This window comes from Actinomadura parmotrematis (assembly GCF_019458805.1).
Classification (GTDB): Bacteria; Actinomycetota; Actinomycetes; order Streptosporangiales; family Streptosporangiaceae; genus Spirillospora; species Spirillospora parmotrematis.
In genome coordinates this window covers 310,889-331,748 of sequence record NZ_JAIBOA010000002.1, presented here as the reverse complement: position 1 = coordinate 331,748, position 20,860 = coordinate 310,889, and the positions used below count along the sequence as shown (strand labels likewise).

Sequence of the window (20,860 nt, the reverse complement as noted above, 5' to 3'; positions counted from 1 at the left end):
CGTCCAATGATCTTCGACTCGCTCCGGGGGACCGCCATGCCTGCCATCCTGCCCACGCGCACCGTCCCGGCCGTGCTCGCCGCCGTCCTGGCGGCGGGCGCGCTCACCGGCTGCTCCGGCGGCCCGGTGAAGGCCGGCAGCGCGGCCCTGGTCGGCGACGACCGCATCACGGTGCGCGCGCTGGACGCCGCCGTCACCGACTGGCGCCGCGAGTTCAAGGAGGACGGCGCCGCCAACGCGCTGCGCGCCGACCCCGAGTCCGGCGGCGCCGGCCAGGCCGCGGCGCTCCAGGCGTCGGGGGACGACCTGAGCGGCGCCCTGTCGGGGATGATCGCGATCCGGGTCGCCGACGAGGTCGCCCGCCGCGTCCACCTCGACGTCACCGCCACCGACGTGGACCGCATCGTCGCGCAGATGGACGCCCAGCAGGGCGCCCGCGCCTACACCCTCGCCAAGGGCCTGCCCACGTCCTACACCCGCGACCTCGCCCGGTTCTACACCGTGCAGACCGCCGTCCTCGGCGGCCTGGCCCGCGGCGCGCAGCCCGGCAGCGCCGGGTTCCAGCGGGCCGCGCAGACCACCGAGGCGCTGTTCGCGCGCACCGCGGCCGGGATGAAGATCGAGGTGAACCCGCGCTACGGCCGCTACGACCCCGCCCAGCTCAAGATCGACTCCGTGCCGTCCATGCTGTCCGCAACCGAATCGGGTGTCCGCTGACATGTCCCTGACCCTGCTCGCCACCACCCACCGCGTCGCGCCCGGCCTGCTGTCCTGGCAGGGCTGGGACGCGCTCCGCTCGGCGCCCCGGGTGCTGTCGCGCGTCGACCATCCGCTGCTGCCGTACCTGGAGCCCGCCGGGGTGCGCGCGGAGCAGGTCACCGACCCCGACCCGGCCGCGCTCGTCGCGCTCGCCCGCGGGCACGGCGCGCTGTGGATCCTGTCCCCGGACGGCGACGAGGCGTTCCTGCGCGAGGTCGGCCGGCTCATCGTGGACGACCCGGTCGAGGTGGAGCTGCTGCACGCCTCCTACGACCTGCCCGGCGCCCGCCTGCTGGACCTGGTCTCGGTCATGGACACGCTGCGCCGCGAGTGCCCCTGGGACGCCGAGCAGACGCACGCCTCGCTCGTCCGCTACCTGCTGGAGGAGTCCTACGAGGTCGCCGACGCCGTCGAGGACGGCGACATGGCCGCCCTCCGCGAGGAGCTCGGCGACGTGCTGATGCAGGTCGCCTTCCACTCCGTCGTCGCCGCCGAGCGCGACGACGACACCGCCTTCACCGTCGACGACGTCGCCGCCGGCATCGTCGACAAGCTGGTCCGCCGCCACCCGCACGTGTTCGCCGGGGTCGAGGTGGCCGACGCCGGCGAGGTCAACGCCAACTGGGAGCAGATCAAGGCCGCCGAGCGGACCGCCAAGAGCGGCGCCGGGGCGTCGGTGTTCGACGGCGTCCCCATGGGGCAGCCCGCGCTGCCGCTCGCCGCGCAGCTCCAGCGCCGCGCCGCCCGCCTCGACGTCCCCGGCGACCTCGCCGAGGCGGCCGGCCCCGCCGCCCACGCGTACGGTGAGCGGCTGTTCGCGCTGGTCAGGGAGGCGCAGGCGGCGGGCGCCGATCCCGAGGCGGAGCTGCGGGCCGTCGCGCGGGCCTTCCGCGACCGGGTCGGCGCCTGGGAGCGCGGCGCGGGGAACGGGTCACGCCAAGATCGGTGATGGGGTGGCCGGGGGCGGGGGCGCCGTTTACGCTGGCTCCGTGCCGCCCGGATCCTCCCCCGTCCCCGGTGGCGCGGCCACCCCTGGCCGGCGCCGGCGGCTCGCCGTGCGCCGCGTCCGCGACCTGTGCGCCCTCGGCGCCCTCGCCGGGCTGCTGCTCGCCCTCATGGTGGTGCCGTTCGCCGGGACCGCGGGCGTCGGCGCCCGCGACGCCGCCACCTGGTTCGACGAGCAGCCGAGCGACCTCGACACCGCCGGCGTCGCGCAGCGGTCCCGCATCCTGGCCGCCGACGGCAGCCTCATCGCGACGTTCTACAGCGAGAACCGGGTCGACGTCCCGTTCGCGCGGATCGCGCCCGTCATGCGGCAGGCGGTCGTCGCCATCGAGGACAGCCGCTTCTACGAGCACGGCGCCCTCGACTCCAAGGGCACCGTCCGCGCGCTCGTCACCAACGTCGGGTCCGGCGAGGTGCAGCAGGGCGGCTCGGGCATCACCCAGCAGTACGTCAAGAACCTGCTGATCTCGCAGGCCGACACCCCGGCGGGCAAGGCCGAGGCGCAGGCCCTCACGCCCGCCCGCAAGCTGCGCGAGCTGAAGTACGCCGTCGCGATGGAGAAGAGGTACTCCAAGGACGAGATCCTGCGCCGCTACCTCAACATCGCCTACTACGGCGCGGGCGCCTACGGCGTCGAGGCCGCCGCGCAGCGCTACTTCGGCATCCCGGCGGCGCGCCTGGACCTGAACCAGGCGGCGCTGCTCGCCGGCGTCATCCGCTACCCCTACGCCTACGACCCGATCGAGCACCCCGACGTCGCCCGGCAGCGGCGCGACACCGTCCTCGCCCGGATGGCGCAGCTCCGCCTCATCTCGCCGGAGACCGCGGCCGAGACCGCCGCCGGGCCGCTGGAGCTGCACCCGAAGACGTTCCGCAGCGGCTGCGTGACGAGCAAGGCGCCGTTCTTCTGCGACTACGTGCAGCGCGAGATCCTCACCAACCCGGTGTTCGGGTCCACCGCCGCCAAGCGCGAGAAGCTGCTGAAGACCGGCGGCCTCACCATCCGCACCACCCTGGACACGCAGACCCAGCGGGCCGCGCAGAAGGCCGTCGACCGGCACGTCCCGCGCCGCAACTCCGCGCGCAAGGCCGCCGCCGAGGCGCTCGTCGAGCCCGGCACCGGCCGGATCAAGGGGATGGCGGTCGACCGGGCGCTCGGCCCGAACAAGGAGCGCGGCAAGACCTGGATCAACTTCGCCGCCGACGCCGACCACGGCGCCAGCATCGGCATGCAGTCCGGCTCGACGTTCAAGGTGTTCACGCTCGCCGCCGCGCTGGAGCAGGACATGCCGTTCGGCACCCGGATCACGGCGCCCGGCTCCTACACCCCGACGGGGTTCCGCGACTGCAAGGGACGCCGCGTCGGCGACCCGGACGCCTCGCTCGGCAACTCCGCGGACGGCGAGGGCGGCCGGTCGTTCACCCTGGTCACCGGCACCCACCACTCGGTGAACACCTTCTTCCTGGAGCTGGAGCACGAGGTCGGGCTCTGCGACACGGTGAAGATGGCCGAGCGGCTCGGGATGCGGCAGGCGAACGGCAAGCCGCTGGAGCAGTACCCCTCCTTCACGCTGGGGTTCAACTCGGTGTCGCCGCTCCGCCTCGCCGCCGCCTACGCCGCCTTCGGCGCCCGCGGCAGGTACTGCCGGCCCGTCGCCATCACCTCGATCACCGGGCCGGACGGCAAGGGCCGCAAGGTGCCGTCGGCGCGCTGCAAGCAGGTGCTGGACAAGGGCGTCGCCGACGCCGTCAACCACGTGCTGCAGGGCGTCCTCACCAAGGGCACCGCGGCCGGCATGGGCATCGGCCGGCCCGCCGCCGGCAAGACCGGCACCGTCGACAACTTCTCCGCCGCCTGGTTCGCCGGCTACACCCCCGACCTCGCGTCGGCGGTGTGGGTCGGCGACCCGCGCGGCGGCTACCGCTACCCGATGACCGACCTCTGCATGGACGGCGAGTGCTACGGCGAGGTGTTCGGCGCCACCATCCCCGCCCCCATCTGGCAGGACACCATGGAGGGCGCCCTGCGCGGCCGCCCCGCCGGCGACTTCCACCGCCCGCCCGGCTTCTACTTCAGCCTCGGGTCGGGCGAGGAGGCGCCGAAGCGGCCGAAGAGGAAGACGCCGGCCAAGAAACCGGGCGACGGGAAGAAGAAGCGTGGCGACCCGCCCGCCGCGGCCGACCCGAAGCCCCGCAAGCGCGCCGCCTGACCGGGGGACGCCCCCGGCCCGGCGGCGCACCGGTCACCAGCGGCGGGTCTGGCGGTCCTCCACCTCCAGCGCGGCCTCCTCGGCCGGGAGGTCGTCGCGGGCGTCCTCGTCCTCGCCCTCGCGGGTCTCGCCGCGCATGTACTCCCGGATGCCGATCGGGCCGTCCGCGGACTCCTCGATGACCAGGTCGTCGGGCGGGTCCTCGATGTAGCGCTCGGTCGCCTCGATCTCCGACTCCTGCTCGTCGTCGCCGAGGTCGTCCTCGTACCGGCCCTCGTCGTCGACCGGGCGCTCCTCCTCGAAACGCGGCTCACTCATGATCGTCCCTCCCTTTCCGTGCTCCGCACCTTCCCCGTGTGAGCAGGGGCGAACCGGGTAGATCATCGCAGGGGACGAACACCGCATCACACCTGTCACTCGACGCAACCGGGGGGAACCGCATGCGCGCCATCGCCGTCACCGAGTACGGGGGCACACCGTCGCTGATGACGGTGGACAAGCCGGCCCCGGGGCCGGGCGAGGTCCTGGTCAAGATCGTGGCCGCCGGCCTCAACCCGTTCGACTGGAAGGTCGCCGACGGGATGCTGAAGGACAGCGTGGACGCGCCCTTCCCGCTCGTCATGGGCATCGACGGCGCGGGCGTCGTCGAGGAGGCCGGCGAGGGCGTCACCCGCCTCCGTGCCGGCGAGCCCGTCTACGGCGCGTTCTTCGGCGTCGCCAAGGGCCTCGGCACCTACGCCGAATACACCGTCGTCCCCGCCGACGGCGCGATCGCCAAGATGCCCGACGGCATGATCTACACGCAGGCCGCGGCGGTGCCGACGGCGTCCATGGCGGCGCTGAACGCGGTGCGCGCCGCGCAGGTCGACGAGGGGCGGACGGTGCTCGTCGTCGGCGCGACCGGCGGCGTCGGCCAGTCCGCGGTGCAGCTCGCCGCGCTGCAGGGCGCCAAGGTCATCGCGACGGCCGAGCCCGCCATGGCCGGGCGGATGCGCGACCTCGGCGCCGCCGAGACCGTCGACTACACGAGCGGCGACCTCAACGACGCCGTCCTTGCCGTCCACCAGGACGGCATCGACGCCGTCCTGCACTTCGCCGGCGACGCCGCCGCCGTCCAGCGGACCGCGCGGCTGCTCCGCCCCGGCGGCGCCTACGTCACCACCAACTTCACCGCCAACCCCGACGAGCTGGCGGCCCAGCAGATCCGCGGCGTCAACCTCAACAGCGAGACGAGCGGCGCGCTGCTCGCCGAGCTCGCCGACCTCATCGACGCCGGTAAGCTGAAGATCCACGTTCAGCAGGAGGTCTCCTTGGACGAGGCGCCCGAGGCGATCGCGCGCAGCCGCTCCGGCGGCGCCCGCGGCAAGACCGTCATCCGCGTCTGAGCCCGGCCGCCGCCCCCATGGCCGACGGCACGGCACCCGAACGCACCCTCGTCGAGCGCGCGACGCCCGCCGGGCTGCGCGCCTACCTCAGCACCGAGAGCGGCAGCACCAGCATCCTGCTGGCCGCCACCGTCGCCGGGCTGCTCTGGGCGAACTCGCCCTGGCGCGACACCTACGCGACGTTCTGGGACACCGAGCTGTCGGTGCGGCTCGGCCCGCACGCGCTCGGCCTGGACCTCAAGCACCTGGTCAACGACGGCCTGATGGCGCTCTTCTTCTTCGTCATCGGGCTGGAGATCAGCCGCGAGGTGCAGGTCGGGCAGCTGCGCGACCGGCGGCTCGTAGCGGTCCCGGCGCTCGCCGCGCTCGGCGGCATGCTCGTGCCGGCGCTGCTGTACGCGCTGGTCAACCACGGCGGCGCCGGGGTGAACGGCTGGGGCATCCCGATGGCGAGCGACACCGCGTTCGTCCTCGGGCTGCTCGCCGTCCTCGGCACCCGCTGCCCCGAGCCGCTCCGCGCGTTCCTGCTGACGCTGTCGGTGGTGGACGACATCGGCGCGATCCTGGTCGTCGCGGTCTTCTACACCGAGGACTTCTCGCTGACCGCGCTGCTGATCGCGCTCGCGCTGATCGGCCTCATCGTCGCGTCCCGCTGGCTGCGGCTCTGGCGGACGCCCGCCTACGTCCTGCTCGGCCTCGGCGTGTGGGGCGCGATGCTGGAGAGCGGCGTGCACCCGACGCTCGCCGGCATCCTGCTCGGCGCCCTGGTCACCGTGTACGCGCCGAGCGACCAGCGGTTCCTGGAGGCCGGCGAGCTGGTGCGGCGGCTGCAGCGCGACCCGAGCCCCGAGCTCGCCGAGCGGACCACCCGCTCGGTCCGCGACACCGTGTCGGTCAACGAGCGGTTGCAGCTCCGGCTGCACCCGTGGACCAGCGACGTCATCGTCCCGATCTTCGCGCTGGCCAACGCGGGCGTCCGGCTGGACGGTCCCACCCTGCGGATGGCGGCGACGTCCCCGATCACCTGGGGCATCGTGCTCGCGCTGCCGCTCGGCAAGTTCCTCGGCGTCGCCCTCGGCACCTGGCTGCCGCTCCGGCTGAACTGGGGCGTGCTGCCCGGCAGCCTCGTGTGGGGCCAGGTGCTCGGCGGCGCGGCGGTGTCGGGCATCGGCTTCACCGTCGCGCTGTTCATCACCGAGCTGGCCTTCGGCGACGCCCCCGACCTGCAGGCCCAGGCCAAGATCGGCATCCTGGCGGGGTCGCTGCTGGCCGCCGCGGCCGGCTGGCTGATCTTCCGGCTGGCCTGGAACCGCGGCGAGGTCTGCGCGCCGCCGGGCGCCATGCCCGCCGACGAGGAGGGGTTCGTCCCCGAGCCGATCCCGCCCGTCACCGCCGACGACCACGCCCACGGCCCGGCCGCCGCGCCCGTCACCCTCGTCGAGTACGGCGACTACGAGTGCCCCTACTGCGGCGAGGCGTACCGGACGCTGAAAGCCCTCTGCGACCGGTACGGCGACCGCATCCGCCTCGTCTGGAGGCACTTCCCGCTGCACGAGGTGCACCCGCGCGCCATCGCCGCCGCCATCGTCGCCGAGGAGGCCGCGCAGCACGGCCGGTTCTGGGAGATGCACGACACCCTGTTCCACAACCAGCTCGCCCTCACCGACGGCGACCTCGTCCGCTACGCCCGCGACCTCGGCATCGACGACCCGTGGCGGCACATCACCGAGAACCGGCGGCGGATCGACGCCGATCGCGCGTCCGGCGAGCGCTCCGGGGTACACGGGACCCCGACGTTCTTCGTGAACGGGCGGCTCTACGAGGGCCGCAACGACCTGGCCTCGCTGAGCGCCGCCGTCCAGGCGGCGCTGGACGGGGCCGCCACCGCCGACGACCGGTGCGCGACCGACGGCCGCGCACCCTGATCAGGAGGACAGATGAGCGACGCCAACGACGGCGCCAACGGCAACGAGGCCCGCATCGCCGAGATCGACGAGACGCTGGAGTACCTGCGCCGCCAGGTGCCCGGGCCGACCGACGAGCCGCAGGACTTCGGGGACGCCGGGCAGAACCTCCAGGAGCGCGAGGAGCTCACCACGCAGATCGCCGACCTGGAGCGCGAGCGGGCGTCCCTCACCGGGGAGTAGCGCCGCGAGGGGGCGCGGGGGAATGGAAACGGCCCGGTGACGCTTACAGTCTCGTGACGCAACCCATTCCCGGGAGGGGGACCATGGCCACCTACGAGGACTTCGAGCGCGCCGCGCTGTTCTTCGAGGCCCGCGACTACGCCGGCGCGGCCCGGCTGCTGGACCCGATCGTGGCCGCCGAGCCCGCGAACCGGTCGGCCGTGGAGCTCCTCGCCCGCGCCTACTTCCACAGCGCGCAGCTGTCGCGCGCCGAGGGGGCCTTCCGTGCGCTGATCGAGCTCGACCCGTGCAACGGCTGGGCCCACGAGGCCCTCGCCCGCACGCTGGAGCGGCAGAGCCGCGGCGGCGAGGCGGTGCCGTTCCGCCGGATGGCCGCCGCGATGGGCGCGGCGCCGTCGCCGGAGATCGAGGTCTCCGTCACCGCCGCCGACCTCGCCTGAGGCGCCCCACCCCCGTGACCACCCGGTCACCACTCGTCGAGATGCGGCGTGTTGGGCATTTTCGATCTTCAAAGTGCCCAACACGCCGCAAGTCAACGGATGGTGACCGGGTGGTCATGCTCTGTGCGGTCAGGGCGGGTCGTCGGCGGCGAGCGGGAGGCGGAGGACGAAGCGGGCGCCGCGGCCGCCGTCGGGGCGGTCGGTGATGTCCAGCGTGCCGTCGTGCGCGGCGGCGATGTCGCGGGCGATGGCGAGGCCGAGGCCGGTCCCGCCGGCGTCGCGGTGCCGCCCCTCGGCGAGCCGGGTGAACCGCTCGAACACCTTCTCGCGGTCGGCGGGCGCGATGCCGCCCCCGTCGTCGACGACCTGGACGACCGCCGCGCCGTCCTCGGCGGCGACCGCGATCGCCACCTCGGTGTCCGCGTGCCGGTCGGCGTTGTCGACCAGGTTGGCGAGCAGCCGGCCGAGCTCGTCGCGGCCGCCGTTCACGATGACCGCCTCGTCGGCGTCGATCCGCACCCGGCTGCGGCGCGGCCGGCGCAGCACCACCTCGTCGACCAGGCCGCCGAGCTCGACGGGCTCGAACTCCAGGCGGCGCTGGGCGTCCAGCCGGGCGAGCGCCAGCAGGTCCTCCAGGACGGCCTGCAGCCGGTCGGTGTTGACCAGGGTCGCCTCCAGCGCGTGCCGGAGCGCCGCCTCGTCGGAGGGGTCGGCGAGGGCCAGCTCCAGCTCCGTGCGGAGCGCGGTCACCGGGCTGCGCAGCTCGTGCGACACGTCCGACACGAACGCCTGGAGGCGCGCGACGGCCGCCTCCAGCCGGTCCAGGGTGGCGTTGACGCTCGCGGCGAGCGCCGCGATCTCGTCGCGGTGGGCGGGCACCGGGACGCGCCGCCCGAGGTCGGACGTGGTGATCTCGTCCAGCTCGGCCCGGATCCGCTCGACCGGTCGCAGCGTGCGGCCCGCCGACCGCCACGTCCCGTACCCGGCGAGGCCCGCGAGGAGCGGGACGCAGAGCGCCAGCCCGGCCGCGAGCCACGGATCGGGGAACAGGCCCGGCTTCGAGGCGAGCGCGTAGACCGTCCAGCCGCCCGCGGGCGCCGCCGGCTGGTACTCCACGACGTAGAAGCAGGGCCCGCCGGGCGCGCGGATCCGGCAGCTCACCCCCGCGCGGCGGGTGTCGTCGTTCTCGGTCGCCGGGAAGTCCACCTTCGGGTAGCCCTGCATGCGGGCGCTCGCCCCGGCGATGCGGCCCGACCCGTCCACGACCTGGAGCAGCTCGCCGCCGCCGGTCGGCAGCAGCGGGTTGCTGATGCCGCCGGCCTCGGAGAGGCGCGCGACGAGCCGCCGCCCCTCCTTGGACAGCTCCGCGTCGAGCCGCCGCATCGCGTACTCGCGGACCAGCACGAGCGTGACGACGTACAGGACGGCGCTGACGAGGGCGGTGACGACGGCGCTCGTCAGCGTCACCCGGGCACGGATGCCGCGCGGCTCGACCCTCGGGACGAGCCGCCCGGGGGCGCTGGACCGGGGCACCGCGACCGCCTTGGCTGAGCGGACAGGACTGCATCGATCATGTCCTGAACAGGGCAAACGCCATCCGATCGGGAGGGTAAAGTCTGCCCAGCCGCCCGCGGGCGGCGGCGCAAGCACGGCGCGGCGCCGGTATTTCAGATGGTGATGACCTCGCTCCGCGACATCCGCGGCGACGGGCGCCGCGCGGCGGACCCGCCGTGCCAGGATCGGGGGGCGCCCGGACGTCCCACATGCGTCCGGGCCGGTGGCCCAGCCCGCGCGGTGACCCAATCCGTGCGCGGGCCGGGCCGGCCGGTCGGAGCCGGGCCGCCGGTCAGAGCCGGGCGACCGGTCAGAGGAAGCGGCGGATCGGCGTCACGGCGAGCTCGCCGGCCCGGTGCCGCAGCCCGCGGCGCCGCCAGCGGCCGGGCGCGATGCGGGTGCTGCGCTCCAGGTCCTCGTCGAAGTGCCGGTCCAGCGTCCCGGTGAGGCCGGGGTCGATGACGGCGAGGGTGATCTCCTCGTCGTGGTCCATGGACCGCCGGTTGAAGTTGCTGGACCCCACCAGCGACACGAGGCCGTCCATGGTGAGGATCTTGGCGTGCATCATCGACGGCTCGAACTGCCAGACGCGGACGCCCGCCTCCAGCAGCCGGTCGTAGTGCTGCTGCCCGGCGAGCAGCGACACCCGCTTGTCGGCGTGCGGGCCCGGCAGCAGGATCTCCACGTCGACGCCCCGCCGGGCGGTGCTCACCAGCAGGTCGGCGAAGTAGGCGTCGGGCGCGAAGTAGGCGGTGGCGAGGCGGATCCGCTCGCGCGCCGACTCGCACACCACCCGCACGAGCGTCTGCAGGTCCTGCCAGCCGATGCTGGCCGACCCGCGGACGACCTGCACGACCGCGTCGCCGGAGCGGTCCTGCGGGGTGAACAGATCGCGGTCGTCGAACAGCTCGTCGTGGCACTCGGCCCAGCCCTGCGCGAACCCCGCCGCGATGCCGTCCACGGCGGGCCCGCGCACCCGGAAGTGGGTGTCGCGCCACTCGCCGGCGTTCCGGGCGTCGCCGCACCACTCCTCGGCGATGCCGACGCCGCCGGTGAACGCGACGCGCTCGTCCACGACCAGCACCTTGCGGTGGCAGCGGTGGTTCTGCTTGAACGGCGACAGGTGGGCGGGCCGCCGGAACCAGGCGACGGTGACGCCGGCCCGGCTCATCGCGTCGAGCAGGCCGCGCTCGATCGGGCGGCTGCCGAAACCGTCCAGCAGCAGCCGGACGCGGAGCCCGGCGCGGGCCCGCTCGGCGAGCGCCTCGGCGAACTCGCGCGCGATGGCGCCGCGCCAGTAGACGTAGGTCATCATGTCGATGGTGCGCTCCGCGCCGCGGACGGCCGCCAGCATCTCGGGGAAGATCTCGTCGCCGTTGCGCAGCGGCTCCAGCGCGTTGCCCTCGGTCGTGGCGATCCCGATGAGCCGTTCCAGCCGGCGGCGGATGCGCTGCGCGTCCTGTTCGGTGGCCTGGGGGAGGGTGGGGGCGGTGCGAGACACGGTGCTCTCTTCGTCGCTTTTGGCGGGGGGTGTCCGCCTGCGCCGTACCCCGCCCCCGGCCCTTCATGCCACACGTGTAGTAGGAGGGCGGGCCGTCAGCCCTCGGCGAGGCGGGCGGCGAGGGCGTCCCGCAGGCGGGTGAGGCGGCCGATCTCGGCGTCCAGCGCGGCGAGGCGGCGGGCCGCGACGCCGCCCGCGCCGTGGCCCGCACCGCCCTCGTCGCCGCTCTCGCAGCCGGGGACGCCGAGCAGGTGCAGGCGGTCGGCGACGGCCCGCACGTCCTCGACGGTGAGGCCGAGCGACAGCAGGTCGCGGACGACCCGCACCCGCGCGACGTCGTCCGGCCCGTACTCGCGCTGCCCGGCGGCGGTGCGCGGCGGGTCGAGCAGGCCGCGCTGCTCGTAGAAGCGCAGCGCGCGCGGGGTGGTGCCCGCCGCGGCCGCCGCGTCGCCGATCCGCATGGCCACCCCCGTCACGTGCTCAGACCTCGGCGAGGACGGCCCCGACGTGCCGCCCGCCGATCAGATCCTGCAACGCGCGCGGGGCGGCGTCCAGGCCCCGGACGCGGGTGTGCGGGAAGGCGATGTCGCCGGACCGCAGCCAGGCCCCGAAGCGGCCGAGCCACTCGGCGCGGGCCTCCTGCGCGGAGCCGGTGACGCCGCGCAGGGTGATCTCCTTCAGGACGAGCTGGTGGGCGTCCAGCTCGACGGGGCCGGTGGTGCCGGGCAGGCCGGGCGCGAGCTGCCCCGCGAGGGTGCCGACCAGGGCGACGCGGGCGCCGGGGCGGGCCGCGTCCACGGCCGCGCGGAGCTGCGCGCCGCCGACGGTGTCGAGGACGACGTCCACGCCGCCGTCCAGGGGCTCGCCGGGCAGGAGGGCGGCGTCGTAGCCGAGCTCGCCGGTCATCCGGGCGGCCTTCCAGGCGCTGCGGGTGGTGCCGAGGACGCGGCCGGCGCCGAGCAGCCGGGCGATCCGCCCGGCCATCGACCCGACGGCGCCCGCGCCGCCGGTGACGAGCACGGTCTCGCCGGGCCGGACGGGCGCGGTGCGGGTCAGCGCGGCGTAGGCGGTGAGGCCGGAGGACAGGTGGGCGGCGGGGTCGGGCAGCTCGTCGCCGAGCGGGATCCAGGCCCCGGCGGGCACGGCCGCGTGCTCGCGCCAGCCGAGCCAGTGCAGGACGAGGTCGCCGGGCCGCGCGCCCGCGCCGTCCGGTGCTTCCACGACCTCGCCGACCGCCGCGCCGGGCAGCGGGTCGCCGGGGCGGAGCGGGGGCAGCGGCGCGCCCGGGACGCCGTCGCCGAGCAGCGACCGGATCGCCGGGAACACCTGGAACCAGCGGTTGCGGACCAGCAGGCCGCCGGGCGGCGGGGCGGGCGCCGCCGCCTCGGCGACGGTGAAGTGCTCCGCCCCCGGCAGCCCGGTGGGCAGCGCGGCCAGCCTGATCTCGTGCGTCGTGGACGGTCCCGGCACGTCGTCCTCCTTCGTCGGCGTGCCGGGACCGTAGACCCTGACGCGCGCGTCAGGGGCAAGCGCTCAGGACAGGCGCCGGATCCTCCAGAAGCAGAAGCCGGTGAGGGCGGCGGTGAGGAGCGCGAAGACGCCGATCTCGATCCACTGGAAGGTCCAGAAGCGGCTGCCCGGGTGGTAGCCCAGGCGCAGGCGGTAGCCCATCTGCGCCATCTGCTGGAAGCAGGAGTCCTTCGGTCCCATGCGGCTCGGGTCCGGCGCGCAGGCGCCCGCGTCCAGCTTCAGCGGGATCGCGTCGACCGACCGCCCGCGCGCGTCCACCACGCCGCGGGACAGCACCCAGGCGCCCGCCGGGGTCCGCGCCTCCACGTGCACGGGGCCGCCGGGGCCGTTGGAGTACAGGCCGCCGACCGTGTCCCGGGTGATCGGGATGTCCGCGCGCACCGGCGTCATCAGGTGCGGGCGGACCAGCAGCGGGATCGCGAACTGCAGGGCGGCGAAGACGGCGAGGGTGGCGGCCATGGCGATCAGCGTCCGGCGGAACAGCAGCCCGGCCGCGACGCCGAGGACGAACGAGAACAGCGCGTAGCCGGCGGGCGCGACGCCGTGCGAGGCGAACAGCGCCGGCTCCAGCCGGGAGGCGTTGCCGGCGCCCGCCTTGAAGAGCGGCTCGCTCCACCACGACACCGCCAGCGTCGCGGCGCCGCCCGCCGCGGCCGCGGCGGTGCCCGCCATGGCCAGCTTCACCGCCAGCCAGCGGCGGCGGCTGACGGTCTGGCCCCAGGCCAGCCGGTGCGTGCCGCCCTCGATCTCGCGGGCCACCAGGGGCGCGCCCCAGAACAGCCCGACGACGGCGGGGACCAGCAGGACGGCCGCCGAGAGCAGCACGAGCTGCACCTGGTGCCCGGAGAAGAAGTGCTGCCGGAACCGGTCGCAGGCTTCGCCGGAACCGCAGCCGGCGAGCCCGTCGCGGTAGTCGCCGGCGAGGCCGGGGCCGGTGACGGCGAGGCCGAGGGCGAGCGCGGCGAGCAGCCCGAAGACCACCGCCGCCTGGACGCGGAACTGCCGCCAGGTCAGCCAGATCACGAGATCACCTCCAGGGCGGGGCGCCGGTCGCCGCCGGTCATGTAGGCGAGGACGATGTCCTCCAGGCCGACCCGGTCGACCGACCAGGCGGGGTCGTGGACGGGCTCGGTGGTCCGCACCAGCAGCGTGCTCTGCCGGTCGGTGTGGCTGGCCGACACCACGTGCTGGCCGGCGGGCAGGTCGGCGGGGTCGCGGCGCGGGCCGGTGAGCAGCAGGTGCTCGGCGAGCAGGTCGTCGATGTCGCCGGCGACCCGCACCCGCGCCTCCAGCAGCATGATCAGGTGGTCGCAGACCCGCTCCAGGTCCGAGACCAGGTGCGAGGACAGCAGCACGCTGAGGTCGTGCTCGGCGGCGGCCTCCATGAGGCCCTGGAGGAACTCGCGGCGGGCGAGCGGGTCCAGGGCGGCGACCGGCTCGTCGAGAACGAGGAGCTCGGGCCGCTTGGCGATGCCGAGGGTGAGCGCGAGCTGCGCGCGCTGGCCGCCCGACAGGCGGCCGGCCTTCTTGGCCGGGTCCAGGCCGAGGCGCTCGATGCGGCGGCGCGCGACCGCGTCGTCCCAGCGGGGGTTCAGCTTGGCGCCGAGCCGCAGGTGCTCGGCGACGGTGAGCCCGGCGTAGGTGGGGGTCTCCTGCGCGACGTAGCCGACCTTGGCGAGCTGGGCGGCGCCGCCCCCGGGCGCGCCGCCGAGCACCTCGATCGTGCCGGACGTCGGCGCGAGCTGCCCGACGACCATGTTGAGCAGGGTGGTCTTGCCGGCCCCGTTCGGGCCGACGAGCCCGACGACGCGCCCGGCGGGCACGTCGAGGGTGCAGTCGGTGAGGGCCCAGCGGCGGCCGTAGCGCTTGCCGAGGCCGCGGGTGCGGACGGCGGCGGTCACGCTATGCCTCGCTGAGCGTCTGCCTGAAAGGTGGCGGTGAACAGCGCCTCGATGCTCTCCTCGTCGAGGCCCGCCATCCGCGCCTTGCGCAGCCAGCGCCGCAGCTCCTGGCGGAGCGGCTCGTGCGCGGCGAGCGAGCCGTCGGTCAGCGTCGCGGTGACGAAGGTGCCGAGGCCGGGCCGGGCGGCGGCGAGGCCCTCGTGCTCCAGCTCCCGGTAGGCCTTGAGGACGGTGTTGGGGTTGATCGCCAGGCGGGCGACCACGTCCTTGACGGTGGGCAGCTGGTCGCCCTCGGCGAGCAGGCCGAGCCGCATCGCGTGCCGGACCTGGCGGACGAGCTGCTGGTAGGGGGAGACGCCGGAACGGGCGTCCAGATGGAACTCGATCATCGTCGCTCCATTTATCTAGTTGCCTAGTACTTTAGGCTCCTGGACCGGGAAGGTGTCAAGGCGCCGCCGTCCGTGATGTCCTGGGAGCGGAGAGGACGGTGCCGATGACCGACCAGAAGCGGCGGATGCTCGCAGGTGAGCCCTACATCGCCGACGACCCCGAGCTCGCGGCCGACGCGCTGCGGGCCGCGCTGCTCGGCGAGCGGTTCAACGGCTGCCCCGCCGACGACGCCGAGGAGCGGCGGGCCCTGCTCACCGACCTGCTCGGCGCGTTCGGGGAGGGCTCGGAGATCCGCCCGCCGCTGCGCGTCGACTACGGCTACCAGATCTCGGTCGGCGCGGGCGTGTTCGTCAACTTCGGCGCCGTCCTGCTGGACGTCGCGAAGATCACGATCGGCGACCGGACGCAGATCGGCCCGAACGTGCAGCTCCTCACCCCGACCCACCCGCTGGATCCCGACAAGCGGCGGGCCGGCTGGGAGTCGGCCCGGCCGATCACCATCGGCGCCAACGTCTGGCTCGGCGGCGGCGTGATCGTCTGCCCGGGGGTGACCATCGGCGACGACGCGGTGATCGGCGCGGGCGCCGTGGTCACCCGGGACGTGCCGCCGCGCGTGGTGGCGGCCGGCAACCCGGCCCGCGTCCTCCGCGAGATCCCGTGACGGGCCGGAATCCCGTGCCGGGCCGGAATGGGGCCGTGCGGCCGGGGTAGAGCCGGTCCGTGGCAGGCGTGGTCGATCGGGCGGACGCGTTCCAGCGGCGCCATCCGTGGGCGGGGTTCCCCCTCGCCGTCGTCTACAAGTTCGCTGACGACCAGGGCGCGTACCTGACGGCGCTCATGACCTACTACGGGTTCCTGTCGCTGTTCCCGATGCTGCTGCTGCTCGTGTCGGGGCTCGGCTACGTGCTGCAGGGCGACCCGCAGGCGCAGGCGCGGGTGCTGGACTCGGCGGTCGCGGGGTTCCCCGTCATCGGCGACCAGCTCACCCGCAACGTGCACTCCTTCCACGGCAGCCTGTTCGGCCTGGTCACCGGCGTGCTGCTCAGCCTCTACGGCGGCCTCGGCGTCATCCAGGCCACCCAGAACGCGCTGAACAAGCTGTGGGGGGTGCCGCGGCTCTCGCGGCCCGACCCGATCCGGTCGCGGCTGCGCAGCCTGCTGCTGATGTTCGCGGGCCTCGCCGCGATCCTCGCCACGGCCGCCGCCGGCGTCTTCGGGCACGGCCTCTGGCCCGCCGCGGCGGCGGCGTCGGTGGCGGTCAACACCGTCCTGCTGACGGTGGCGTTCCGGGTGCTGACCGCGCGGCCGCTCGACGTCGCGCAGGTGCGGATCGGCGCGCTCGTCGCGGCGCTCGCCTGGCAGGGCCTCCAGTGGGCGGGCGCGACGCTGATCGGGCACGTGCTGCGCAACGCGACGGCGACCTACGGGTTCTTCGGGATCGTGCTCGGCCTGATGGCCTGGATCTACCTCGGCGCGCTCACCGTCGTGCTCTGCGCCGAGATCAACGTGGTCCGCGACCGGCGCCTCTGGCCGCGCAACCTGCGCACCCCGTTCACCGACCGCGTCGTGCTGACCAAGGGCGACCGGCGCGCCTACGCCTCCTACGCCGAGACCGAGCGGCACAAGACGTTCGAGCGCGTCGACGTGGACTTCGGCGACCGCGCGGACCGCCCGGACGGCCCGCCGCCCGAATCGGGCGTGCCCGGCGTCCCCCCGCCCGAATCCGAGTGATCGGGGCGTGCGGGCCGCCGCCGCCCGGTGAGCCGGCGGCGGCCCTCACGCCCGGGGTGCCGGGCGGGCTCGGGGCGTGCCGTCCCTAGCCGCGCTCCAGCCCCCACCGCCGCCGCAGGGCGCGGTCGGCGAAGCCGAAGAGCTGGTCGATGATGATGCCGACGATCAGAATGACGATCATGTAGGAGATGACCGCCGGGGTGTCGGCGAGCTCGCGCGCCTGCGACAGCAGCACGCCGAGCGAGGTGGTGTCGCCGAAGACGACCAGCAGCTCGCCGGCCATCAGGCTGCGCCAGGCGAACGCCCAGCCCTGCTTCAGCCCCGCCACGAACGTCGGCAGCGACGCGGGCAGGACGAGGTGCCGGTACAGGTTCACCCCGCGCAGGCCCATCACCTTGCCGGCCCGCAGCAGGATCGTCGGGGTGTAGTCCACGCCCGCGATCAGGCCGTTGGCGATGGACGGCGCCGCGCCGAGCACGACCACGAACAGGATCGCGCCCTCGCTCAGCTTGAACAGCAGGATCGACAGCGGGAACCAGGCGATCGACGGCATCGTCTGCAGGCCGGTGATCAGCGAGCCGAACGCCCGCCGCAGGATCCGCGACTGCGAGACCAGGCCGCCGACCACGGTGCCGATGACGATCGACAGCGCGAAGCCGACGACCGCCCGCCGCAGGGTGAGCGCGACGGCCTCCCAGAACGACCCCTTGGTCATCTGGTCCCAGAACTCGGGCAGCGTGTCGCCCGGCCCGGGCAGGACGTAGGTCTCCTTCCAGCCGCTCCAGACCACCGCCTGCCAGGCCAGCAGCGAGATCGCGACGGCCGTGACGATCGGCCAGAGCGCCGACCAGACCCGGCGGGCCGGGCCGGCCTTGGCCGTGGCGCCGCCGAGCTCCAGCGCGTCCAGGCCGGCGAGCTGCTCGCGCAGCGCCGGATCGATCTCGGGCTGGTCCTTCTTGCCGACGTCAAGCGCCATGGCGGCCCACCTCCTCGCGCAGCCGGTCGGTGATGGTGGCGGCGAGCGCCGACACGTCGGGGGCGTCGATGCGCCGCGGCCGGTCCATCGTCACCGGGAACTCCTCGATGACGCGGCCGGGGCGGCTGGACAGCAGCACCACGCGGTCGCCGAGGCGCACGGCCTCGCGCACGTTGTGGGTGACGAACAGGACGGTCAGCTCGCGCTCGCGCCAGATCCGCTCGATCTCGTCGTGCAGCAGGTCGCGGGTCATGGCGTCCAGGGCGCCGAACGGCTCGTCCATCAGGAGGACCGTTCCGCGCTGGCCGCCCGAGTCGTCCACGGTGAGCGCCAGCGCGCGCGCGAGCGCGACGCGCTGCCGCATGCCGCCCGAAAGCTGGTGCGGGCGCTTCTTGGCGAAGCCGCCGAGGTGCACCGACTCCAGCAGCTCGGCGGCGCGCGCGCGGCGCTCGTCGCGCGGGACGCCGCGCATCTTCAGCGCCAGCTCGATGTTGCTCGTGACGTTCAGCCACGGGAACAGCGCCGGCTCCTGGAACATCAGCGCGACGCGCGCGTTCCCGATATCGACCGACCCGGCGGACGGCTTGTCGAGGTCGGCGACCAGGTTCAGCAGCGTGCTCTTGCCGCAGCCGGAGGCGCCGAGCAGGCAGACGAACTCGCCCGGCGCGACGTCGAGGGAGACCTGGTCGAGCGCCAGCAGCGCGCCGGCGCCCGATCCGAACGCTTTGGAGACGCCCGAAAGCCGGACCGCGGCGGCGGTCCGGCTCGGGGCGGCCGTGTCGGCCTGTGTCACTTGTCGCTCACCGGGGCCTTTCCGCTCGCCTTGAGCACCTCGTTCAGGGGGGCCAGGTTGTAGATGCCGTTCAGGTCGGTCTTGTCCAGCAGCCCGATCTGCTCGGCGTGCTGCGCGCCGGTCGTCAGCGAGGACGCGATCGGGTCGGTGGTGAAGGTGATCTCCTTGAAGGCGGCGTCCAGCACGTTCTGCTTGAGCGGCTTGCCGGTCAGCGTGGTGAGCTGGGCGTTCACGGCCTTCTTGGCCTCGTCGGGCTTGCTGTTGAGGAAGTCGGTCGCCTCGACCACGGCCTCCAGCAGCTTCTTCACCTGGTCGGGGTGCTGCTTCTCGTAGTCCTGGCGGACGATCAGGTTGGTGATGACGAACTTGCCGCCGGGCCAGAGCGAGGACTCGTCGAGCAGCTTCTTGCCCTTGCTCTCCAGGATCAGCCGGGAGGCGAACGGCTCGGGCACCCAGGCGCCGTCGATGCTGCCCTGCGCGAACGTCTGCAGGGTCTGCGAGTTCTCCTGCGGGACGACCTTGACGTCGCCGCTGCCGTCCTTGTTGGCGGTGAGGCCGTTCTGCTTCAGCCAGTAGCGGATCGCCACGTCCTGGGTGTTGCCGAGCTGCGGGGTGGCGATCTTCTTGCCCTTGAGGTCCTTGACCGAGTTGATCCCCGGCTTCACCACCAGCGCGACACCGCCGGAGGCGGCGCCGGAGATGATGTGGATCGCCTTGCCCTTGGACTTGGACCAGGCGTTGATCGACGGGTTCGGGCCGACGAAGGTCGCGTCCACCGCGCCGGAGAACACCGCCTCGACGGCGGCCGGGCCGGCGTTGAACTGCGACGCCTTCGGCGCGGTGCCGAGGTGCTTGGTGAAGATCCCCTGCTGGAGGCCGACCAGGGCGGTGGCGTGCGTGATGTTCGGGAAGTAGCCGAGGCGGAGCGCGGCGGCCTTGCCGCCGGACGAGCCGTCCTTGGAGTCGTCGTCGCCACACGCACTGAGCGTCCCGGCGGCCAGGATGGTCAGAGCTGCGGCGGCCACAGCGGCGCGGAACCTACGGTGCATGGTCAGCTATCCCTACTAATCCGGTTGGATTGACGTGGACAGTAGACAAGGTGGGTAATAGAAACGTCAAGTCACCAGGTCGTGACGGTTTGGTCACATGGGTGTGCTTTGCCCGCGCGGCGAGCCCGCTGGGCGCCCGGAGGCGGCTCTCGATAGGCTGCGGGGCGAACCGTCCCCTCACCTGAACAGGGAGAAGCCCGATGTCGTCGATCGAGGCCGTCAGCGCCCGGGAGATTCTCGACTCCCGCGGCAACCCGACCGTCGAGGTCGAGGTGCTGCTCTCCGACGGCGCCGCGGCCACCGCGGCCGTGCCGAGCGGAGCGTCCACCGGCCAGTTCGAGGCCGTCGAGCTGCGCGACGGGGACGAGCGCTACAACGGCAAGGGCGTCCGCAAGGCCGTCAAGGCCGTCAACACCGTCATCGACGAGCAGCTCGCGCAGTGGGACGCCACCGACCAGCGCGCCGTCGACGCCCGCCTGATCGACCTGGACGGCACCGCCGACAAGTCCGAGTTCGGCGCCAACGCCATCCTCGGCGTCAGCCTGGCCGTCGCCCGCGCCGCCGCCGTCTCGGCCGGGCTGCCGCTGTTCCGCTACGTCGGCGGCGCCAACGCGCACCTGCTGCCGGTGCCGATGATGAACATCCTGAACGGCGGCGCGCACGCCGACACCAACGTCGACGTCCAGGAGTTCATGATCGCGCCGATCGGCGCGCCGACGTTCTCCGAGGCCGTCCGCTGGGGCGCCGAGACCTACCACGCGCTGAAGTCGGTGCTGAAGGCCAAGGGCCTGAACACCGGCCTCGGCGACGAGGGCGGCTTCGCCCCCGAGCTGCCGAGCAACCGCGACGCCCTCGACCTCATCCTGGAGGCGATCCGCAAGGCCGGCTTCACCCCCGGCCGCGACATCGCGCTCGCCCTGGACGTCGCCGCCACCGAGTTCCACGCCGACGGCGCCTACTCCTTCGAGGGCGCGAAGCGCTCCGCCGCGGACATGGCCGCCTACTACGGCGAGCTGATCGCCAACTACCCGCTGGTGTCCATCGAGGACCCCCTCGACGAGCAGGACTGGGCCGGCTGGACCGCCCTCACCGAGCAGGCCGGCGGCAAGGTGCAGCTCGTCGGCGACGACCTGTTCGTCACCAACCCCGAGCGCCTGACCCGCGGCATCGCCGAGGGCGCCGCCAACGCCCTGCTGGTCAAGGTCAACCAGATCGGCACCCTCACCGAGACGCTGGACGCGGTCTCCCTCGCCCAGACGAGCGGCTACCGCTGCATGATGAGCCACCGCTCCGGCGAGACCGAGGACACCACGATCGCCGACCTGGCCGTCGCGACCAACTGCGGCCAGATCAAGACCGGCGCGCCCGCCCGCAGCGACCGCGTCGCCAAGTACAACCAGCTGCTCCGCATCGAGGAGGAGCTCGGCGACGCCGCCCGCTACGCCGGCGCGGCGGCCTTCCCCCGCTTCGCCGCGGAGGGCTGAGCCTC

At 74.1% G+C, this 20,860-nt stretch carries 21 protein-coding genes; 10 read left to right on the top strand and 11 right to left on the bottom strand.

Going from position 1 to position 20,860, the window contains the following annotated elements; all coding sequences use genetic code 11:
- Positions 1 to 36: 36 nt before the first annotated feature.
- From K1Y72_RS04375 to K1Y72_RS04365, 3 genes are read left to right on the top strand one after another with little or no spacing between them, the layout of a single operon-like run.
- Positions 37 to 717, top strand: a complete 681-nt coding sequence (locus tag K1Y72_RS04375) for a hypothetical protein (protein WP_220163411.1) — start codon at positions 37 to 39, stop codon at positions 715 to 717.
- Position 718: 1 nt separating this feature from the next.
- Positions 719 to 1,708 carry a nucleoside triphosphate pyrophosphohydrolase gene (locus K1Y72_RS04370; protein WP_220163409.1) on the top strand — a complete coding sequence of 330 codons (990 nt, stop codon included), beginning with the start codon at positions 719 to 721 and terminating at the stop codon, positions 1,706 to 1,708.
- 40 nt (positions 1,709 to 1,748) lie between these two features.
- Positions 1,749 to 3,974 (top strand): transglycosylase domain-containing protein, encoded by a 2,226-nt coding sequence (locus K1Y72_RS04365; RefSeq protein ID WP_308286895.1) that lies wholly within the window; start codon positions 1,749 to 1,751, stop codon positions 3,972 to 3,974.
- 33 nt (positions 3,975 to 4,007) lie between these two features.
- Here the strand turns inward: K1Y72_RS04365 and K1Y72_RS04360 are convergent, their stop codons facing one another.
- On the bottom strand, positions 4,008 to 4,292 hold the full coding sequence (locus K1Y72_RS04360) for a hypothetical protein (protein ID WP_220163407.1): 285 nt from the start codon (positions 4,290 to 4,292) through the stop codon (positions 4,008 to 4,010).
- A 122-nt stretch (positions 4,293 to 4,414) separates the two neighbouring features.
- On the opposite strand from K1Y72_RS04360, the gene K1Y72_RS04355 reads away from it, so the two are divergent.
- From K1Y72_RS04355 to K1Y72_RS04340, 4 genes are all read left to right on the top strand, one after another.
- Complete coding sequence (locus K1Y72_RS04355; RefSeq protein WP_220163404.1) at positions 4,415 to 5,359, top strand: NADP-dependent oxidoreductase; 945 nt, start codon at positions 4,415 to 4,417, stop codon at positions 5,357 to 5,359.
- A 17-nt stretch (positions 5,360 to 5,376) separates the two neighbouring features.
- Positions 5,377 to 7,284, top strand: a complete 1,908-nt coding sequence (gene nhaA, locus K1Y72_RS04350) for a Na+/H+ antiporter NhaA (protein WP_220163402.1) — start codon at positions 5,377 to 5,379, stop codon at positions 7,282 to 7,284.
- A 12-nt stretch (positions 7,285 to 7,296) separates the two neighbouring features.
- On the top strand, positions 7,297 to 7,506 hold the full coding sequence (locus K1Y72_RS04345; protein WP_220163399.1) for a hypothetical protein: 210 nt from the start codon (positions 7,297 to 7,299) through the stop codon (positions 7,504 to 7,506).
- Between the two features lie 83 nt (positions 7,507 to 7,589).
- Entirely contained in the window at positions 7,590 to 7,946 is a 357-nt protein-coding gene (locus K1Y72_RS04340) for a tetratricopeptide repeat protein (protein WP_220163397.1), read from the top strand.
- 129 nt (positions 7,947 to 8,075) lie between these two features.
- On the opposite strand, the gene K1Y72_RS04335 is transcribed toward K1Y72_RS04340, so the two are convergent.
- The 7 genes from K1Y72_RS04335 to K1Y72_RS04305 form a co-directional block, all read right to left on the bottom strand.
- Positions 8,076 to 9,479 carry a sensor histidine kinase gene (locus K1Y72_RS04335; protein ID WP_308286894.1) on the bottom strand — a complete coding sequence of 468 codons (1,404 nt, stop codon included), beginning with the start codon at positions 9,477 to 9,479 and terminating at the stop codon, positions 8,076 to 8,078.
- A 331-nt stretch (positions 9,480 to 9,810) separates the two neighbouring features.
- Positions 9,811 to 11,001, bottom strand: coding sequence for a phospholipase D-like domain-containing protein (locus K1Y72_RS04330; protein ID WP_220163396.1), 1,191 nt, complete (start codon positions 10,999 to 11,001; stop codon positions 9,811 to 9,813).
- 95 nt (positions 11,002 to 11,096) lie between these two features.
- On the bottom strand, positions 11,097 to 11,477 hold the full coding sequence (locus K1Y72_RS04325) for a MerR family transcriptional regulator (protein ID WP_308286893.1): 381 nt from the start codon (positions 11,475 to 11,477) through the stop codon (positions 11,097 to 11,099).
- Between the two features lie 4 nt (positions 11,478 to 11,481).
- Positions 11,482 to 12,471 carry an MDR family NADP-dependent oxidoreductase gene (locus tag K1Y72_RS04320; RefSeq protein ID WP_220163395.1) on the bottom strand — a complete coding sequence of 330 codons (990 nt, stop codon included), beginning with the start codon at positions 12,469 to 12,471 and terminating at the stop codon, positions 11,482 to 11,484.
- Between the two features lie 63 nt (positions 12,472 to 12,534).
- Positions 12,535 to 13,554: an ABC-2 membrane transporter-related protein gene (locus K1Y72_RS04315; RefSeq protein ID WP_220163394.1), complete on the bottom strand. Its 1,020-nt coding sequence runs from the start codon at positions 13,552 to 13,554 to the stop codon at positions 12,535 to 12,537.
- A complete protein-coding gene (locus tag K1Y72_RS04310) occupies positions 13,551 to 14,432 on the bottom strand; it encodes an ABC transporter ATP-binding protein (RefSeq protein WP_220163393.1) in 882 nt (293 codons plus the stop codon). Before K1Y72_RS04310 ends, K1Y72_RS04315 begins: the two co-directional genes overlap by 4 nt.
- Entirely contained in the window at positions 14,429 to 14,821 is a 393-nt protein-coding gene (locus K1Y72_RS04305; protein WP_220163392.1) for a GntR family transcriptional regulator, read from the bottom strand. Before K1Y72_RS04305 ends, K1Y72_RS04310 begins: the two co-directional genes overlap by 4 nt.
- 104 nt (positions 14,822 to 14,925) lie before the next feature.
- On the opposite strand from K1Y72_RS04305, the gene K1Y72_RS04300 reads away from it, so the two are divergent.
- Together K1Y72_RS04300 and K1Y72_RS04295 are read left to right on the top strand one after the other, a co-directional pair.
- Positions 14,926 to 15,483 (top strand): sugar O-acetyltransferase, encoded by a 558-nt coding sequence (locus K1Y72_RS04300; RefSeq protein WP_220163391.1) that lies wholly within the window; start codon positions 14,926 to 14,928, stop codon positions 15,481 to 15,483.
- A 59-nt stretch (positions 15,484 to 15,542) separates the two neighbouring features.
- Positions 15,543 to 16,553 (top strand): YihY/virulence factor BrkB family protein, encoded by a 1,011-nt coding sequence (locus tag K1Y72_RS04295; RefSeq protein WP_220163390.1) that lies wholly within the window; start codon positions 15,543 to 15,545, stop codon positions 16,551 to 16,553.
- A gap of 85 nt (positions 16,554 to 16,638) precedes the next feature.
- On the opposite strand, the gene K1Y72_RS04290 is transcribed toward K1Y72_RS04295, so the two are convergent.
- Genes K1Y72_RS04290 through K1Y72_RS04280 form a run of 3 tightly spaced genes read right to left on the bottom strand, consistent with a single transcriptional unit; the run spans position 16,639 to position 19,371 of the window.
- Positions 16,639 to 17,529: an ABC transporter permease gene (locus K1Y72_RS04290; protein WP_220163387.1), complete on the bottom strand. Its 891-nt coding sequence runs from the start codon at positions 17,527 to 17,529 to the stop codon at positions 16,639 to 16,641.
- Positions 17,519 to 18,322 carry an ABC transporter ATP-binding protein gene (locus K1Y72_RS04285; protein WP_220163386.1) on the bottom strand — a complete coding sequence of 268 codons (804 nt, stop codon included), beginning with the start codon at positions 18,320 to 18,322 and terminating at the stop codon, positions 17,519 to 17,521. Before K1Y72_RS04285 ends, K1Y72_RS04290 begins: the two co-directional genes overlap by 11 nt.
- Positions 18,319 to 19,371, bottom strand: a complete 1,053-nt coding sequence (locus K1Y72_RS04280; protein WP_220163385.1) for an ABC transporter substrate-binding protein — start codon at positions 19,369 to 19,371, stop codon at positions 18,319 to 18,321. The genes K1Y72_RS04285 and K1Y72_RS04280 overlap by 4 nt, the downstream gene beginning before the upstream one ends.
- Positions 19,372 to 19,571: 200 nt before the next feature.
- Between K1Y72_RS04280 and eno the strand changes: the two genes are divergently transcribed.
- Positions 19,572 to 20,855 carry a phosphopyruvate hydratase gene (eno, locus tag K1Y72_RS04275; protein WP_220163384.1) on the top strand — a complete coding sequence of 428 codons (1,284 nt, stop codon included), beginning with the start codon at positions 19,572 to 19,574 and terminating at the stop codon, positions 20,853 to 20,855.
- Positions 20,856 to 20,860 lie beyond the last annotated feature (5 nt).